Source organism: Phocaeicola faecalis (genome assembly GCF_021730445.1).
Classification (GTDB): domain Bacteria; phylum Bacteroidota; class Bacteroidia; order Bacteroidales; family Bacteroidaceae; genus Phocaeicola; species Phocaeicola faecalis.
This window is the reverse complement of sequence record NZ_JADNRM010000009.1, coordinates 70773-87888: the sequence shown is the minus strand read 5'-3', so window position 1 is coordinate 87888 and position 17116 is coordinate 70773. Positions and strand designations below refer to the sequence as shown.

Below are 17116 nucleotides of genomic sequence, written 5' to 3'. Positions count from 1 at the left end.
GACACATTGGAATTTGCTCAACAATATACCTGTGGAGCAAAACAAAATGAAAATCAACCTGCTTTTTTAATTCCTTTTTTGGTTACGATTATATAATTCTTCGTAAATTTGCAATGGTAATCATTTCTCTTATCAAGAGATTTTCTCATTCGCTCAACAATACCTCCTTATAGAGATTTCAATATCATACTGTTCGCCTTGTCGATGGCTACGGTATCTAACGATGCAAGGTAGATGCGTGTGGTAGCCTCCGAGTCGTGTCCCATACCCTCACTGATTACCGATAGCGGAACATTCTTGCTCTTGGCGATGCTTGCCCAAGCGTGACGGGCAACATACAGAGTGAGCGATACGGATAACCCCAACTCCTTCCCGATGATTTTCAGGCAACGGTTGATATTATGGGCTGCATAGATATATTGCGTGCGTTCATCTATATCACCGAAAGGCTTGATGATGGGTAAGAGGTAATTGGATTGCGAAGTATCGTACTTATCCACAATCTCCTGCATACACTTCTCCCATTTGATGAAGAGTTGCTGCCCCGTTTTGCGTCTGCGATAGGAAAGCACACCATTCTGCAAATCCTTTTTTCGCAGGTATGCCATATCCACGAATGACATACCTCGGGTATAGAAGCTCATAAGGAACATATCTCTGGCGAAATCAAAGGACGGATTCATCGAGAAGTCCATCTCCTTGATTCGCTTGATGACTTTCAGAGGTACGGCTCGCTTGACGGTCTTATCCACTCCCGTATAAACGTGCTTGAATGGGAAGCGTTGTGGGGTAAGTTCCTTTTCTACGGCACGATTATATACTGCTCTGAGATTACGCATATAGAATGATGAAGAGTTTGGACTCACTCCGTTATTCTTTAAATATGCTTCGTATGCCATCATCATATCAGAATCCATATCATCCAATGTCACATCTTTGTCCTCTCGGAAGCGTCTGAAACTGCAAAGGGTCGCAGCATATGTTTCCGATGTGCGTATCTTACCCAATGTTTTCAGATTGGCAATAACGCCCTCCATAAATGGGAAGAGAAAATTTTCGGGGTTATTCGATGAAAATTCTGCTATCACATCATCTGCGGTATAATCACAACCGCTATGCTCAAAATCTGTGATGACCTTCTGGAAATGCTTGACATCCATTCGGATTTTGTCGCCAATCTCCGATAGATAGCGTTTTCTGTTCTCGTTGAACTTGGGTAACACTACCTCTGAAGAGTAGCTGTTCCACTCATAGCCGTAGAGACGGTAGCCCGTCTTTTGCTGACGGGCTACACGATTATGGATTACTTGATAGAAAATTGAGCCTTGTCCGCCATCAACCGTTGATGGTCGGAACTTAATCTTTACTGTTGCCATATTACAATCAGGGTTTTGATTTATTTTGTTTAACCTTACTATTATCCTGCTTGTTCTTAATGGATTTGGCTTTGCTCTCCTGTTCCTTTGCCGCTAGCTCTTTCAATCGTGCTTGCTCAGCGAGGGCGGCTTGTTTGCGTACAGCCTCTTCGTAGGTCTCTACATCCTCGCGCATTTGCTCAATCTTTTGGTCGTCTCTATTGAGTTCAAAGATTTCCTCCAATGTGGCTATCTGCTCTGCCGATGCATCGCCTTTCATCTTGATGTAGCGGTATTTGAGGGCATCATCATCCCTCTGAACATTCGGTCTTGACAGGTGATATACTGCTGATACTCCTGCTGCCATAAGGAAGATAATTATTGATAGGAGAATCCAAGATTCCTTTGTATAAAGGGCAAACGAGTGTCGTTTCTCGTCAATGTTGTGCTTTACCTTTATTTCATCCATCTTGTCGATAGCATCTGTTAGCTGTTGTTTTACACCCTCAAAGTCGGGTTTCTCCTGCTCACTGATACCATCCATTCGCTTGTTTATCTTACCAAACTCATTGACTACGAATCCTGCAAGCTTGTTGGTTTTAGCATCATAGTACTCCTTGTTTTCTCGATTGCCATTCTCAATTAGCTCCTTAATCGGAGTCAAATCTACATTGGCATTTACTGTTTGTTCCGGTCGTTGGCTCTTGCTGATGGTCAGCAACTCTTCCAACATTGCGATAATGATTGAATTATTTTCCTGCATACTATTCTGTTTTTAAGTAGTTAATTGATTAGAGTTTGAATCCTCTGGTTCTCTTTTTCTTAGGTTTCTGTTGCATCAAGCGGCGGAACTCTGCCTCTTCCTGGCTATCTGCATCGGGAGAAGATGTGAAATCCAACAAGCCTAATGAACCGCTGATAAGCTCCGTTTCCTTGTTATCGAAATGGCTTATCTGCATATGATGCGGTTCATATTGTCGCTGATATTCCGATTGATTGTTACTATTCAGAGCCTTGTCAATCTTTGAATAGCTGAAACGGCGGTCTATCTTTGAGCCGTTGAAGTGGTAACCATTCTTGGTAAAGATGATACCTTGCATCTCATTGGTGTTGCCCTTATATTTGAAGCGAACATCAATGCCTTCGGCTTTCAACCGTTTCAGCAATGTCGTCCAATCCGAACATCGTGTAACCTCCCGTTTGAGAACTTGGTATATCTCGTAACGAGTTTTGTCAGGCTCTTTCAATCGGTGCGTTTTTACCTGTTCTTTACCATTTGCGAAGTATAGTCCGTATTTGCGTGTCAGTTCCTTGCAGATGCGTTCACTGCGGTAACGGTCGTTCCTATCGCTGATGGTTCTGCCGTTATTATCCACACGATTAAAGGCAATATGTACGTGAGGATGCTCCTTGTCATAGTGTCGTCCGATGATATATTGCGTATCACGAATACCCATTTTCTCCATATATTCTCGGCTTATCTGTATCATAAATTCATCCGTTAAGCGTGGTAAATCCTGCTTTGAGAAGCTGAGTGAGATATGCCCGATGAACTTATCCACTCGTGGATTAAGCCTTGATTGAGCAATAAAACTTTTGGCTATCGTGCTATTGTCATTGAACAGTACCCCTTGACAATCTATGAGCGTGGCTTGTTTCTTCTTGTCGAGGATATAATCAACAATTCCTCTGGCTCCTGAGCCTTTCACAATCTTTGCCATCATAGGCTGATATGGTCTATAATGTTTTCCAATGAAAGCAGCAGGTGTTGGCATTGCCCGTAGTGCAGCCTTACGCCTTCGCGATGAGCCTTGCGAGTGAGCTGATTGAGATTGTTTGCCATACCGCATAACTTGCGGATATAGTCCGCTTGTTCGGTGGTAAGGCGTGCCTTGATATGGCAATCACGGATAGCCATTCGCACAATCTCACTTGCCGAGACTCCTGCATTCTTGGCTTTGAGTTTCATTGCATAGTACTCTTCGGTTGCCATCTTTACCGTTATGCGGTACTTGCGTTTTTCGGACAACTTCTTCGTGGGTCGTCCTCCCTTGTTGGGTGTCTTGTTATTGATACTTCGTTTCATACGATTACTCTTTTTTGAAATGATACATACATTGTTTACTTGATAGACCAACGGGATGTCCTCTTCTGCGACCTTTGGGAGTGGAAGCAAGTGGTTTTGGTCTGCCCAAAACATAAACTTGCTTCCCCACTAACTGAAGGTCAATCAATTTTGAGTGCCTCAAAATGAAATACCGTTGGAATAGTTCTTAAATAGAATGGATTAAGAGGTTACATTCCTTTCCAATGCTCGAAATCTTCTGAATAGAGTTCGATGTGATGGCTAACGATGTTCTCCAATAGTCCCGACATACTCATTCTATCCTCACCGATTTTGCAGGCGAACTTATCGAGCATCTTTCGCAACTTGCCACTGATGAATACCGGCTTACGGTCTTCAATCTTGTAGGGTCGCATAAAGGTTTTGCGGTACTCCTCCAACGAGAGCTTGCGTTGCTTACTGCTCACTCTGCGTTGGATGGGTGATGTCGCTGGCTGTTCCTCGGCATTAACAATAGGTGAAATCTCTGTAGCCACCTCTGCAACGGAAGACGCTGCTTCCGTTTGGGCTTGTTTTGCTACTGACGGTAGAGGCTCTGGCAGAATGTCGTCAATGGATGATCCTACGGATTCCATTGTTTGCAAATTCTCCATATCTGAGCTATTACCCTTATCACTCCTGTAAAAAGACCTTGTAGTCATTTGGTCGATAATTTCTTGACACTGTTCTTGTGTCAACTCAACTTGTTTTTTCTTCATACTTATCACTTTTTGAATGTTCAACAATATGGTCTTTGTGCACAATTATGACCGATTATCTGCTGCAAAGAAAATGTGCATACAATTCTGCCACAACTAATTAGGTCTATGTGGGCAATTATGAATTGTATTGCATTTAGGGGTGATTCTTAAGCAGTGCCAACTGCATAATTCTTCCCAGATTGAATGGGTAATGAAAGATTGGGGCGAAATGCTTAATTGAAGAAATTAAGGTCTTAAATACGATAGCGGATAGACGGACTGCCGAAGTGTCGGGAGTTGGTCTATCCGCTATACTTCTATTATAGAATCAGCGACTATCTGTTTCGGCTGTTCGGAGCAGAAGTTTGGCAGACGGATAGGCATCGGTCTGACAAACGACAATGCCACGGACAAGATCCGAGACGGGTAGTCGCTTGGGGATATTCTTATATAATTCAACTTTCGCAAGTAAATAATGGAGACAAAAGGAGATAATAGGGAGATAAATGGAGATAAAGGCCAAATGTTTTGTTTGGTGTAAACATCAGTCGAAGCTCTCGGCATTTATCTCCCCAAGGAGCGAAGCGACTATCTCCCTTTAACTCCTTTATCTACAAATAATTCCACTTGCGAAACTTATATTATATAATATTGGTTACAATGTGATGTATGCTTAAAAATGTATCATCATATACATCTAAAAGTGCCACGAACTGTGCCACATACTGCAACAGGCTCACCGTATGATTGAGGTGTGATAACTTATCTATTTCTTTGCCATCAGAAAACGGAACTGCGTATGAGAACAGAGCCTATTTCAATGGCTGAATATCGTGTCTGTGATGAAACGATATGACAAGGAATGACACCTATTGTTAGTGCCATTGAAGTATAAAAATCTCTTCCTTATTTAGCAGTGCGAAACAAGAAAACAAGTGAAATAATATAAAACAAAAGCGTATGGATTTAATCATTTTTGAGAGAAAGGCATTCGAGGAATTTGCCACGAAGATTGAGCAGTTCATTCTGCGAGTATCAAATTCACCCGTTGTCAAGAACGGGAAGAAAAAGACAAACAATTGGCTCGACCATCAGGATGTTTGTCAGCGATTGAAGATAAGCAAGCGTACATTGCAGACCTTGCGTGATAATGGTACACTTGCCTATACCAAAATCGGCAACCGGACTTACTATCTACCCGAAGATGTGGATAGCATTATTACGAAGGTAGAGGACAGACGAAAAGAAGCCAAATGGAAAGGGCGAGAAATCTAATCAATGTATAACAATAAAACCATTTGAACTATGTATCAAGAGATGAGAACCAAAGATGATGCGTGGATGCAGTCCATTCACGAGAGTATCGACCAGCTATCGGAGATTATTGATAGTATGCCCAAAGATGGGACAGCCTTACAAAACGATGATGAGTATCTATGCGACAAAGAGGTGGCTTATATGCTTAAAGTCAGCCGAAGGACATTGAGCGAATACCGAAGCAATGGCACATTGCCTTACTATGTTCTAGGTGGCAAAGTTCTGTACAAGCGAAGTGAGATTGAGCAGGCATTAAAACGAGAGTATAACGGCAAGCACCTGATGAGTAGCAGCGGATAAACCTCGCTATATTTTTGGAGGGAGTGAAATTTACCGCTTGCCCTATATTCATCTGTGCAAAATAATAGTGCCCCCATGGATAGAAACAAGAACAGCATACAAATGGGTTATCAATGTAAGAACCCATTTGTATGCTGTCTGTTTATCTTTATCTACATTTTCGTCAGTCGCTCATTTCCGTTGCCGTCTGCATTCTGAGTACAGACATTGAAAGGGGAAAGGTTTTCGGGGTGAATACTCTCCGTAGGAGGAAGATTCAGACCGAAACGGCTTGCCGTCCGACCTTTCAACTTTCAAGGGCTGATGTACTACCTTCGCAGACGAGCAAAGGAGAGGGGCGAATGACGGAATCGGGAAACTCATAATATCGCAGATTGATGATAGACCAAATCAAATTTTATCCTGCAACAATGAAAAACACACCGTCCTTTTGCTCGTTCATAAAAAAGTTGTACCTTTGTTCCAAGATGAGTTGTACATCAATGCAAATCACTCAAGTATGTAGAAATCAGAACAGTTGCCAACTCATTACCTCGTTCTTGAACTTTCCGCATAAACTTTTTATTCTTAGCGGATTATGAGATTATTCCAAAAATAGATTATTTCTTTGAAAAGAATAAAGGGTTCTACTTATTTTTACTACTTTTGTTGCCTGTAAGCAAATATGAGAAAACTAACAAACTGGAAAAAGATATAATGAAAACTATTCTTTTTAATAAGGTATGGCTGACCGGTAACGAGAAAAGTTATATAATTCAGGCATTATCAGAAGGAAAAACATGTGGTAATGGTAACTTTACCCATAAATGTCAGTCCTTCTTTGAGGAAAAGCTTGGAAGTTGTAAATGTTTGCTGACAACCTCCTGTACGGACGCACTTGAAATGTGTGCTATGTTGGCCGGCATCCAGCCCGGCGATGAAGTTATCGTACCCTCTTATACTTTCGTTTCTACAGCCCTTGCTTTCGTAAGGCAGGGAGCCAAGATTGTTTTTGCCGACAGCCGTACGGACAACCCCTGTATCGACGAGCAAAAGCTGGAATCCCTGATTACTCCCCGTACCCGTGCCATTGTTCCTGTGCACTATGCCGGAATAGCTTGCGATATGGATGTGATTTTGCAAGTGGCCGAACGCCATAATCTGCTGGTGATAGAAGATGCGGCACAGGCAATAGACAGTTTTTATAAAGGGCGTCCTTTGGGCAGTATAGGCCATCTGGCTGCTTTCTCATTTCATGAAACAAAAAATATCCAGTGCGGCGAAGGCGGCCTATTGGCCATTAATGACCCCCGCTTTGTGAAACGTTCCGAAATTCTTTGGGAGAAAGGAACGAACCGTGCCGAGTTTTTCAGGGGAGAAATCAATAAATACGGTTGGGTGGATACTGGTTCTTCTTTTCTTCCGGCCGAGTATGTAGCGGCTTTTTTGTGGGCACAATTGGAAGCATTGGACTCCATTCAGCAGAAGCGGAAAGAGATTTGGAACCTGTATTATCAGAATCTGCAAGGCATTTCGCACCTATCGTTGCCTGTGTTGCCGGATTATGCGACCAATAACGCCCATGCCTTTTATGCCGTATGTGCCACTCCCGAAGAAAGGACGGCATTAATCGGTTATCTGAAGGCTCATGGTATCTATTCTGTATTTCATTATTTGAGTCTGCATAAAAGTGATTTTGTGAAGAACCGGAAGTGGGAGGTGGAGGAATTGCCGCAGGCAGATAAATATACAGACTGTCTGGTGCGTTTCCCATTGTTTCACGCCTTGGAGCCCGATGAGGTGAAATATATCTGTGAACAGATTCGGTCTTTTTATACATCAGAGAGATGAAGCTTCATTTGGTGAATGATGAGAAGATTATCAATCGTACGATTGATGCCTTCGAAGAAGTGTTTCCGGGAGAGAATCTGTTTGTGGTCACCAACCGCACTTCTTCCTTCCGATGGGTGAGAAAGGAACCGAATGTACTTTCGAGGACAGAATTCTTTGCTCGCAAAGGTGAGTTTTCGTTCTCTGAGGTCTATATTCATTTGCTCAATAAGCGTAAGATGGATGTTCTTGATAAGCTGGATTTGCAGGGAACTGTCGTCTATTGGATTATATGGGGGATGGACTTGTATAATAAGCTATTGGGTCCCAAAGGCTTTCGTATGATTGACCCCACCACTTCCTATTATAAGAGAAAATACCGGCAGAGTTTGTTATGGCGTCCGTTTGACAGATGGAAACAGCAATGGAATGCCCGAAGGACTATACGTTTTATCAAGCAGAAAGTAGATTACATCGTCACTGATACGACCGAAAACGATTATCAGTATTTGATGCGTTATTACCCTGAGTTGAAAGCAAAGCCTTGGAAGGACTTCTTTTACTATCCTTTGGACATTATTCTGGGCAAAGAGTTGATGAATAGCGAAGTCTGTGGTAACAGCATCATGATTGGGAACTCTGCTTCCGGCAGTAACAACCACGAATATGTAATGCGTATCCTGTCTAAGCTGGACATCGGTTCGAGGCGTGTCATTGTTCCATTGAGCTATTCGGGCAAGAAAGGATATGTGGATCATGTCCTTCAATCAGGCAAGTTGCTTTTGGGCGGGAATTTTTCGCCATTACTGGATTTTATGCCGTTGGATGAATACAATCGTCTCCAGTCGGATGTCAGTGTTGCCTTGTTCGGAAATTGGAGGCAGGAAGCTATCGGAAATATTATTGTAGCACTTTATCTGGGAGCCAAAGTATTCCTTTCTCATGTAAACCCAGTTTATGAATGGGCCCGGTCTCACGGGCTGACGGTTTATGAACTGGAAAAACTGTCACAAAAGGAGCTGGATACACCCTTGGACAGTGAAATGAAGTTGAAAAACAGACAGATACTTTTGTCGCTTTATACCAAGGAGAGAATGTATCGGCTGATTAAAGAGTTGTCCGTCTGATTGTTATTCTATCTTATTTTCTGTGCAGACTATTGAGAAGTCTCTGTATTTTTACTTAATTTTGTACCCATCTCAACTTGGAACTTGATTTAGAGCATGAAAGATAAATTGCTAAGCAAGCAAGGATGGGTGATACTGGTGATATGTATCATCTCCTTTTTCATTAACAACCGGGTCGTTGTGCCGGATATCATGGAAGCGCGGAACATGGTGACTGCCCGTGAAATGGTACATGATGGCAATTGGCTGGTGCCGACTATGAACGGAGACTTGCGTTTGGAAAAGCCCCCTTTACCGACATGGTTGACAGCAGTGGCGGAGATGATTTCTCCCGATAATCTGGCTCTTCAGCGTGCGATGGCAGGTCTTGCAGCCATTTTGTTGGTTGCCTTCTTCTATCTTACGGCTGTGCAAGTGATGCGCAACAAGCGTTATGCCTTTATTTCCACCATTCTGCTCTGCACATGTTACAACATTATTTTGATGGGGCGTACGGCTTCGTGGGACATTTATTGCCATGCATTTATGATGGGGGCGATTTATTTCCTCATCAGGGCATTTGCGGCCAAGTTCTGTTCTTGGAAAGACTTTACTTGGGCAGGCATATTTATGGGACTGTCGTTTATGAGTAAAGGCCCTGTTTCCTTTTATGCCTTGCTGTTGCCGTTCCTCATTTCTTATTGTTATATCTACCGGCCGTCGATGAAAGGGAAGTGGAAAGCCCTTGCGGTGATGATTGCCGTTTGTCTGGTCGTTGGTTGCTGGTGGTATATTTTTATTTATCTGTTTCATGGCGACGCCATGTCATACGTGGCAGATAAAGAGTCGGCAGCCTGGGTGAACCGGAATGTCCGTCCGTGGTATTATTATTGGAGCTTTTTTCTCGAGACCGGAGTATGGGCGATATTATTGCTTTCCTCCCTGTTCCTTCCGTTATGGTCTAAGGAAGACAGAAAACGAAAAGAATATCTTTTCCCTTTGATATGGATGCTCTCTACTGTTGTTTTACTGTCGTTGTTGCCGGAAAAGAAAAACAGGTATTTATTGCCGGTGTTGATGTCGGCTGCTTACACGATGGGCTATCTGGTCATGGTTTGGGCAGACCGGTTGCGCTCCCCGCAAGCATCGAGAGCCGATAAAACGGTGTATCGTATCAATGCGTGGCTGGTGGCAGTGGTGGTGGCAGTTTTGCCGATGGCCGGATATTGGTTTGTCTATCGTCCCGGTTATGTTTCTTTGTTGACACTGGCCTTACTCTCTGTCCTGATTTGGGGGATAGCTGCCTGCCTTGTCCGGTCGGCAGTAAGATTGCAGCCGCTTAAACTGGTGGGTGGAGTCCTGATACTGTTTTTGTCGGCAGAATGTTTCATGCTTCCCTTGCTGGAAGATGTCATCAACAATCCGGAGATGAAGAGTGTTTCTCAGACGCGGGAGTTGGAGGAACTGAAGGATGTTCCCTTCTACTATAATCAAAAGGACGAGTTGAGAATAGAGCTCGTTTATGCTGCCGGACGGAAGATTCGTCCGTTGGATATGTCACATGCAGATTCGATTAAATCAGTTTTACCTTGTGCCATCCTGACTCACGGCAGAGCAGGAGAAGAGTTGCCGGCAAAACTTCTGAGAAGTATAGATACAACATATATTGGACAATATGATGATAATCGCTGGGCAAAAAGCAGTAGCCGCTACAACGATAAGTTTGTTTATCATATAACTTTATTGAAGAAAAAATGAACAAGACAGCAAATTACTCATTGACTATTGTTATTCCCGTTTATAATGAGGAAGACAATATAAAACGTTTGCAGGAAGTGGTTGGTGCTTATCTGCCGGTATGTTCCGTGCCCGCATGCGCACTTTTTGTGAATGACGGCTCAAAGGACAGAAGCTTGGCACTCATTCAGGAAGCGTGCAAGGACACTCCGCATTTTTATTATATCAGTCTGAAACAGAACAGAGGCCTGTCTGCCGCCATGAAAGCAGGTATTGATACGGCCGAATCAAAGTATGTCGGTTATATGGATGCCGATATGCAGACAGATGTGCGTGATTTTGACTTGTTATTGAAGTATGCCCCTGAGTATCCTTTGGTGATGGGGATTCGTGCCCGGCGCAAGGACTCTGCGTTCAAGCGGATGCAGTCCAAGATAGCCAATTCCTTCCGTCGCATGATGACGCATGATGGAGCGACCGATACGGGCTGTCCGCTGAAAATCCTTCATACCGACTATGCAAAGCGTGTTCCGTTCTTTACCGGCATGCACCGTTTTCTTCCGGCATTGATACAGTTGCAGGACGGAGGCAAGTTTTACGAGATACCGGTGAGGCATTATCCGCGTCAGGCAGGTGTGTCGAAGTATCATCTGTGGAACCGACTGGTGTCACCGTTTAAGGATTGTTTTGCTTTCCGCTGGATGGCACATCGATATATCAACTACCAAGTGGGAGAGAACAACCTATGAATATGCTGATTCTCTGCGTCGGTTTGTTGGCTCAAGTTTGCTTTTCCGCCCGTATTCTGATACAATGGTTTCTTTCGGAAAAGAAACATGAAGTCATTTCGCCGACACTGTTTTGGGTGTTCAGCTTGGTAGGTTCCTATTTGATGTTTTATTATGGCTGGCTGCGCAATGATTTTTCCATCATCGTGGGGCAGTTCATCTCGTTCTATATCTATATAGGCAATTTGCGTTTGAAAGGTGTGTGGCGGCGCATCCCGCTCCTGTTCAGAATACTGCTGGCAGTCACTCCTTTATTGGCTGCTGTCGGTACATTGCAGGACAGTACCCATTTTGTCGAGAACTTTTTGAAGAATGAAGATATACCTGTGTGGCTGATTGTGTTTGGCACTGCGGGACAGTTTATTTTTACTTTCCGTTTCATCTATCAGTGGATTTACTCCAGCCGCAAACAGGTATCGGCATTGCCGCCTACTTTCTGGGTAATCAGTCTCGTAGGGTCTTGTATTATAGTGATTTATGGCGTGCTGCGCCATGACCCCATCCTGATTTTGGGACAATCCTTTGGCTTTTTGTCCTATATCCGCAACTTGATGATTGGTCATAAAAGTCAGAAAATAAAAGAATAAGGTGATGAAAAAAATATTAGTGACAGGAGCAGCCGGCTTCATCGGCTCTTTTCTGGTGAAGGCATTGGCAGAGCAAGGCAATGAAGTGGTTGGCATTGATAACCTGAATGATTATTATGATGTCAATCTGAAGTATGGCCGTCTGAAAGAGTTATGTGGCATCCAGCGGGAGAATGTAGAAGAAGGCCGACTTACTGTCAGCACGTTATATTCCAACTATCGTTTTGTGAAAGGCGATATCACAGACCGTGATTTGCTGTCAATGCTGTTTGATACGGAACAGTTCGATATTGTATGCAACTTGGCGGCACAGGCGGGGGTGCGCTATTCCCTTGTCAATCCGTATGCCTATGCAGAAAGTAATCTGATGGGGTTTCTGAATATTCTGGAAGCCTGCCGCCATCACCGTATAGAGCATTTGGTGTATGCCAGCTCCAGCAGTGTGTATGGCATGAACGAGAAAGTGCCTTTCAGCGAAACCGATATGACCGATACTCCGGTCAGTCTGTATGCTGCCACCAAGAAGTCGAATGAACTGATGGCACATGCTTACAGCAGCCTTTATCATATTCCGGCTACCGGCCTCCGCTTCTTCACCGTCTATGGGCCGTGGGGCCGACCGGACATGGCGCCCTATCTCTTTATGAAATCCATCACGGAGGGAGAGCCCATCCGTGTGTTCAATCATGGAAAGATGCGCCGCGATTTCACTTATATCGATGACATTATTCAGGCAGTGGTACGCATCATCGGAAGTAAGCCTTACGAGGCGGAAGTTCCCTTCAGGGTTTATAATATCGGACATTCCCGTCCGGTAGAGCTGATGGACTTTATACACTGCATAGAGCATGCCACCGGCAAAGAGGCTGTTTGCCGGTACGAAGAGATGCAACCGGGTGATGTGACTTGTACGTATGCAGACACCACCCGTCTGGAAGAAGATTTCCAATATGCTCCCAGCACGGAGATACAGGACGGCATACAACGTATGTATGAGTGGTTTAAGCACTTCCACTATCTCTTGTCCGTATAGAAAGGCATCAGGTAGTTTAAGAAACCCTCAGCCACTTCTCGGTTGGGGTAATCAAGTGTGTACAACCTAAATTCGGGATCATAATCCTTCACGGTGAGGTACCCGCTTTGGTAAATCACCGGGATGGGGTGGGAACCTTCCGAATCAATGCTGTCCAGTACGCTTTCTGTCACCTCCACACCTTCAATTTCTTCCAGGCGGTAGTTGTGCTTCTTGAGCAGGTACACCAGATAGGAGGGGGTGCCGGTGGCAAACCAGTAGTTGCCGAATGCCATGGAGTCGAACGTATTCAGGAGGCTGAAAGGGTTGTAGATGCCGGGCGTGTTGTAATTGAAATGATACCCATCATAACGTTTTTTCACTTCCAGACAGATATCCGCATAGTCCACACCCTCCGACTCGGCAAGGCGGTGCAAGTCTTCGTCAAAGTAACGGTGCAGCTCCTCTTCCGTGATACCGCAGATTTCTGCGTAGTCACGCCGCATAGAGATATCTTTCAGGTTGTTCAGGTCACTGAAAACGCTCACTTTCCCAAACTTGGTCACTCCCGTAAGGAAGCCCAACTTGATGTAGCCGTCCATCGTCTTCAGCACCCCATAGAAGGGTTTCAGCGTGTTACGGAACTCTTTTTGCAGTTCCGCATTGCCGATGGCCTGCAGCATGGGTTTGTCGTATTCGTCCACTAGAATGGCCACGCGGTGGCCTGTTTGCTCGACAGCACGCTGAATGACACCCTTGAAGCGAAGTGCGGGCGTGCTTTCACTGGCACGTGTCCCATACACCTGTTCCCAGCCGGACAGGGCCTCATTCAGTATTTTGTCCAGACTTTCGGGAGTATCGTATTTGCCAATGTTCAGGTCGAGATGGAATACGGGCCGCACAGTCCAATCCTTTTCCAGCTGTTCGAGGGCCAAACCCTTGAAAAGCTCTTTCTTTCCGAGGAAATAAGCTTCCAATGTGGAAATCAACAGGCTCTTACCGAAACGCCGGGGGCGGCTCAGGAAGTAGTAACTGCCGGTGGTCACCAGTTTGTGGACAAATGCCGTTTTGTCCACATACACATAACCGTCTTTGCGCAATTTTTCAAAGTTCTGAATGCCGATAGGATATATTCTATTGCCCATATTCTCCTGTTTTACTGTTTATAACAAAACAAAGATACTTATTTCCTTCTTATTTTCCATACTTTTACAGAAATGATTGTTTGGTTTCGTCTGTCACACTAAGAACTGCGTTCATTTGGGAACTTCTTCTATATATTACTGGTAAAGGGAGCCATCTATCAATGGAGAACGTCAGTACGCACGCTTTTACACGTACGTCCGCGTGGGGCTACACGTACGTCCGTGTAAGGCTACGCATACGTCCGCACAGGCCTATGCGTACGTACGTGAAAACATGTATCTCCCAAAAGACTTTCTTCGGGTATAAATGAAAAAGTCTGATTTTAGAGGGCGTTAATTATTATTTCTATAACCATTAGCCCAATGTAACCATCCTGATATTGTCCGGTTCCATTTCCATCTTTGATCCTTAAAAGACATTTCAGGTCGTTCTCCTTTCCATATAGTCATTTCTAAATAAAAAAAGTATAGATGGTCGAGAGGATGTAGGCATCTGCTTCCCCAAGGCTTTCTTTTAGAAGAAAAATGAATAATGGTTCGGTTCTTCGGCTGTAGACTTTCTTCTACTAGAGAAACTTGATCTTCATCGATGTAGCGTTTTCTATGATATAGACTATCGTGCAGGTTATATTTGTATGGAAGTGTGAGGAATTGTCCATAAAGTAGTCCATTAAAAACATCTTGGTCGTGATATTTTAATAGATTGCTATTATGCTTTACATAATCTATGGACTTTTGTGAAAAATCATGTTCTCTAAGGTAATCAAGGTTAAATAGCATTACTCCTGCATTGTAATAACCATATTTATGATAGTCATATCCTAATCGTACACAGTCTTGTTCTAGATTCCTATGAGCATCTTTTATGGCACCTACAGCTTTACCTGTGAGGTCATAATCCCAAAGTTCGTGTAGAGAATTTACAATAATAACGTCGCAATCTACGTAGAGAACTTTATGAATAGATAAAGGTAAAATAGAGGGAATGAATAGTTTGCAATAAGTTGTTAATGATACATAGGAATCTGTAGTTGGAAATTGCTCCAATAGACTTTCGTTTAATGTATAGAAGAATAATTTCTGCTTATATCTTTGTTCTACAACATTTCGTATCTGTTCCTTATGTTCATTTTTGATTCCATTATCAAGAATATGAATAGCAACCTTATTTCCTTTATTATTCTCTAATAAGGAAGTTAACATTACACAACAATACTTTGTGTAATTGCTATCTGTACAGCAAACTATGTCTATCATTCTGTTTCTTATTTTTTGAATATTGCATATCTGACTGTAGCTATCGCGTGCTTGATAAAAAGTTCAATCTTTCTACCCGCTTTACGTTTCCTCCAGCTTCCAAAAATACGGTGCTCGGCAAATGTATCAGGGGTAGTGGGGTACTTGTGACGCGGGGTAACATAATGTGACGGATAAATAATCACATCCTCGGTCAGATGCTGCTCCTTGTCTTCGGGCAGATAGCCTCTCTTCCGGGCGGCATCATACATTGTGACAGGGGATATAATGGTATTATAAGTGCCGTCGGGATTTAAGAAAGGTCTTGAATTGTAATACTCAAAGACTTCCTTACAGAATGTGTTCCCTTTTTCTCCCATGAAGAAGGCTGCTTGTAACTGTGTCCTTTCATTTTCCTGAAAGGTGACAAAGCCATGCTCCGGTATAAGATGGTCAAAGCGTTTCAAGATGAAAATATCGCTATCCATATAGATACCTCCTTCACTGTATACAGCATAAAAACGGACTGCATCGGCAGCAAAAGCCCATTTCTTGGCTTCTAATGCTTCATTTATAAATTGGCAGCCTATGGCTTTGGCATCTTGATAAGTCCAATGTTTCACCTGAAAGTCCGGTAATATACGTTTCCATGTATCCAAGCAAACCTTTATTTCTACCGGAAAGGGATCATTGCTGAACCAGCATAAATGGATGATTTTAGGTATCATGAGGTATCTGTTTAATTAGTTATTCTTTTCTTTGAAAAATGTTAAAGACGCTCAATAGCTTCCTGCAAGGCTTTTCGTACAAAATGGCCTTGACTTAACTGTTCTCCTATCTTTGCCGTCCTTTTCTTCATTTCTGCATATTCTTCTTCACTTAATGTATTTAAAATCTTCTCCAGTTCTTCCAGAGAATCCACACATATTCCGATGCCGTTCTCGCGTACAAAATCTGCTAATGCAGCTTTATTCCAAATGATGACAGGCAACTGGCATCGGATATACAAGGATGTTTTATGAGGATTGTTGTATTGCAGATATTCTCCAAAGTCTCCGGTGCAAGTAGAGACAGAAGTGCCGTCCCATACCAAGCCAAAATCTCCTTGGGCTGTGGCTATCAAATCATCAGATTTCACAAACCCCATGTAGTTGAAGTGCTCTTTACCTTTTGCCTGATTTATTTCGAAGCCGTTGCCATACAGATTAAGATTGAAAGAATGTACAAAAGTACCTACTTCGTAAAGAAATGCATTTTTACGGGGGCTCAACGCTCCGGCATATAATACGCTGTATGGTTTTTCTGTGTCCTGTTTGGGGGTAGCCGATGTCGCCGACAGATAATCGAAGATTCCCAAGATGCCAAGTTTAGCCTTGCATCCGTTGTCTTCCAGCCATTTTTTCATCTTTTCGTTATGTGCTATGATGTAGTCGGCATGGTTCAATCGGCTTATCTCTTGTTCTATCGTCAATGCTTTACGGCGGAAACTACCTAAGTCATGAATAATCACAATTACTTTAGCTCCTTTTTGATGAGCCATGTTGCAGACAAAGGAAAAATATTTCTTTAACGGGTATTGAAGTACCAGATAGTCACCTTTGTGCAGACAGAACGGAGCCTTCAATACTCCGGCTAAAGTGAAGAGAAATGAAAGCACTTTGTTTCTGTAAGTTGTCTGCTTGAGTCCTACATTTTTGAAAGACAGGTCTTTCATAATCTGTTCAATATCTGTCTTTGCCTTATTTCCGGCACTAGACAGTCCTTTGTAATTGCGTGACAGGTAGCAGTTCATCTATATTTATTCTTTCGTTTAATTCTCTGAAAGTTTATTAGAACAAAATTACAGAGATTTTTTGTATTTACGATGATTTCTTTAGAGAATATCATGCAAACACACTGAATTATTCTGATGACAGTAA

General features: G+C 43.1%; 16 protein-coding genes and 1 pseudogene. 8 read left to right on the top strand and 9 right to left on the bottom strand.

Annotated features, from left to right (window positions below; translation table 11 throughout):
* Positions 1 to 167: 167 nt before the first annotated feature.
* The 5 genes from IR173_RS10630 to IR173_RS10610 form a co-directional block, all read right to left on the bottom strand.
* The gene (locus IR173_RS10630; protein WP_237039577.1) at positions 168 to 1376 is read right to left on the bottom strand and encodes a site-specific integrase; all 1209 of its coding nucleotides are present in this window, start codon (positions 1374 to 1376) and stop codon (positions 168 to 170) included.
* Positions 1377 to 1383: 7 nt separating this feature from the next.
* Positions 1384 to 2118, bottom strand: coding sequence for a hypothetical protein (locus IR173_RS10625; RefSeq protein WP_237039576.1), 735 nt, complete (start codon positions 2116 to 2118; stop codon positions 1384 to 1386).
* A gap of 28 nt (positions 2119 to 2146) precedes the next feature.
* Positions 2147 to 3079 carry a relaxase/mobilization nuclease domain-containing protein gene (locus tag IR173_RS10620; protein ID WP_237039575.1) on the bottom strand — a complete coding sequence of 311 codons (933 nt, stop codon included), beginning with the start codon at positions 3077 to 3079 and terminating at the stop codon, positions 2147 to 2149.
* Positions 3076 to 3429, bottom strand: coding sequence for a plasmid mobilization protein (locus IR173_RS10615; RefSeq protein ID WP_394800663.1), 354 nt, complete (start codon positions 3427 to 3429; stop codon positions 3076 to 3078). Before IR173_RS10615 ends, IR173_RS10620 begins: the two co-directional genes overlap by 4 nt.
* Positions 3430 to 3650: 221 nt before the next feature.
* Entirely contained in the window at positions 3651 to 4073 is a 423-nt protein-coding gene (locus tag IR173_RS10610) for a DUF3408 domain-containing protein (protein ID WP_237039574.1), read from the bottom strand.
* 1047 nt (positions 4074 to 5120) lie between these two features.
* On the opposite strand from IR173_RS10610, the gene IR173_RS10605 reads away from it, so the two are divergent.
* From IR173_RS10605 to IR173_RS10570, 8 genes are all read left to right on the top strand, one after another.
* Positions 5121 to 5435: a helix-turn-helix domain-containing protein gene (locus IR173_RS10605; protein ID WP_118307836.1), complete on the top strand. Its 315-nt coding sequence runs from the start codon at positions 5121 to 5123 to the stop codon at positions 5433 to 5435.
* A 30-nt stretch (positions 5436 to 5465) separates the two neighbouring features.
* Positions 5466 to 5777: a helix-turn-helix domain-containing protein gene (locus IR173_RS10600; RefSeq protein ID WP_237039573.1), complete on the top strand. Its 312-nt coding sequence runs from the start codon at positions 5466 to 5468 to the stop codon at positions 5775 to 5777.
* A 696-nt stretch (positions 5778 to 6473) separates the two neighbouring features.
* Complete coding sequence (gene rffA / locus IR173_RS10595; protein WP_237039572.1) at positions 6474 to 7607, top strand: dTDP-4-amino-4,6-dideoxygalactose transaminase; 1134 nt, start codon at positions 6474 to 6476, stop codon at positions 7605 to 7607.
* Positions 7604 to 8713: a TDP-N-acetylfucosamine:lipid II N-acetylfucosaminyltransferase gene (locus IR173_RS10590; protein WP_237039571.1), complete on the top strand. Its 1110-nt coding sequence runs from the start codon at positions 7604 to 7606 to the stop codon at positions 8711 to 8713. Before rffA ends, IR173_RS10590 begins: the two co-directional genes overlap by 4 nt.
* A 96-nt stretch (positions 8714 to 8809) precedes the next feature.
* Complete coding sequence (locus IR173_RS10585) at positions 8810 to 10450, top strand: ArnT family glycosyltransferase (RefSeq protein WP_237039570.1); 1641 nt, start codon at positions 8810 to 8812, stop codon at positions 10448 to 10450.
* On the top strand, positions 10447 to 11178 hold the full coding sequence (locus IR173_RS10580) for a glycosyltransferase family 2 protein (protein WP_237039569.1): 732 nt from the start codon (positions 10447 to 10449) through the stop codon (positions 11176 to 11178). Before IR173_RS10585 ends, IR173_RS10580 begins: the two co-directional genes overlap by 4 nt.
* Positions 11175 to 11804, top strand: a complete 630-nt coding sequence (locus tag IR173_RS10575) for a lipid-A-disaccharide synthase N-terminal domain-containing protein (protein WP_237039568.1) — start codon at positions 11175 to 11177, stop codon at positions 11802 to 11804. The genes IR173_RS10580 and IR173_RS10575 overlap by 4 nt, the downstream gene beginning before the upstream one ends.
* A 4-nt stretch (positions 11805 to 11808) precedes the next feature.
* The gene (locus IR173_RS10570; protein WP_237039567.1) at positions 11809 to 12837 is read left to right on the top strand and encodes an NAD-dependent epimerase/dehydratase family protein; all 1029 of its coding nucleotides are present in this window, start codon (positions 11809 to 11811) and stop codon (positions 12835 to 12837) included.
* Here IR173_RS10570 and IR173_RS10565 read toward each other — a convergent pair.
* The 4 genes and pseudogenes from IR173_RS10565 to IR173_RS10550 form a co-directional block, all read right to left on the bottom strand.
* Positions 12828 to 13961, bottom strand: a pseudogene (locus tag IR173_RS10565) (ATP-binding protein); the annotation flags it as partial. The gene IR173_RS10570 and the pseudogene IR173_RS10565 sit on opposite strands and share 10 nt — an antisense overlap.
* A gap of 333 nt (positions 13962 to 14294) precedes the next feature.
* Entirely contained in the window at positions 14295 to 15218 is a 924-nt protein-coding gene (locus IR173_RS10560; protein ID WP_237039566.1) for a glycosyltransferase family 8 protein, read from the bottom strand.
* Positions 15219 to 15226: 8 nt separating this feature from the next.
* Entirely contained in the window at positions 15227 to 15925 is a 699-nt protein-coding gene (locus tag IR173_RS10555; protein WP_237039565.1) for a glycosyltransferase family 32 protein, read from the bottom strand.
* Between the two features lie 41 nt (positions 15926 to 15966).
* Positions 15967 to 16989, bottom strand: coding sequence for a galactofuranosyltransferase (locus IR173_RS10550; RefSeq protein WP_237039564.1), 1023 nt, complete (start codon positions 16987 to 16989; stop codon positions 15967 to 15969).
* Positions 16990 to 17116 lie beyond the last annotated feature (127 nt).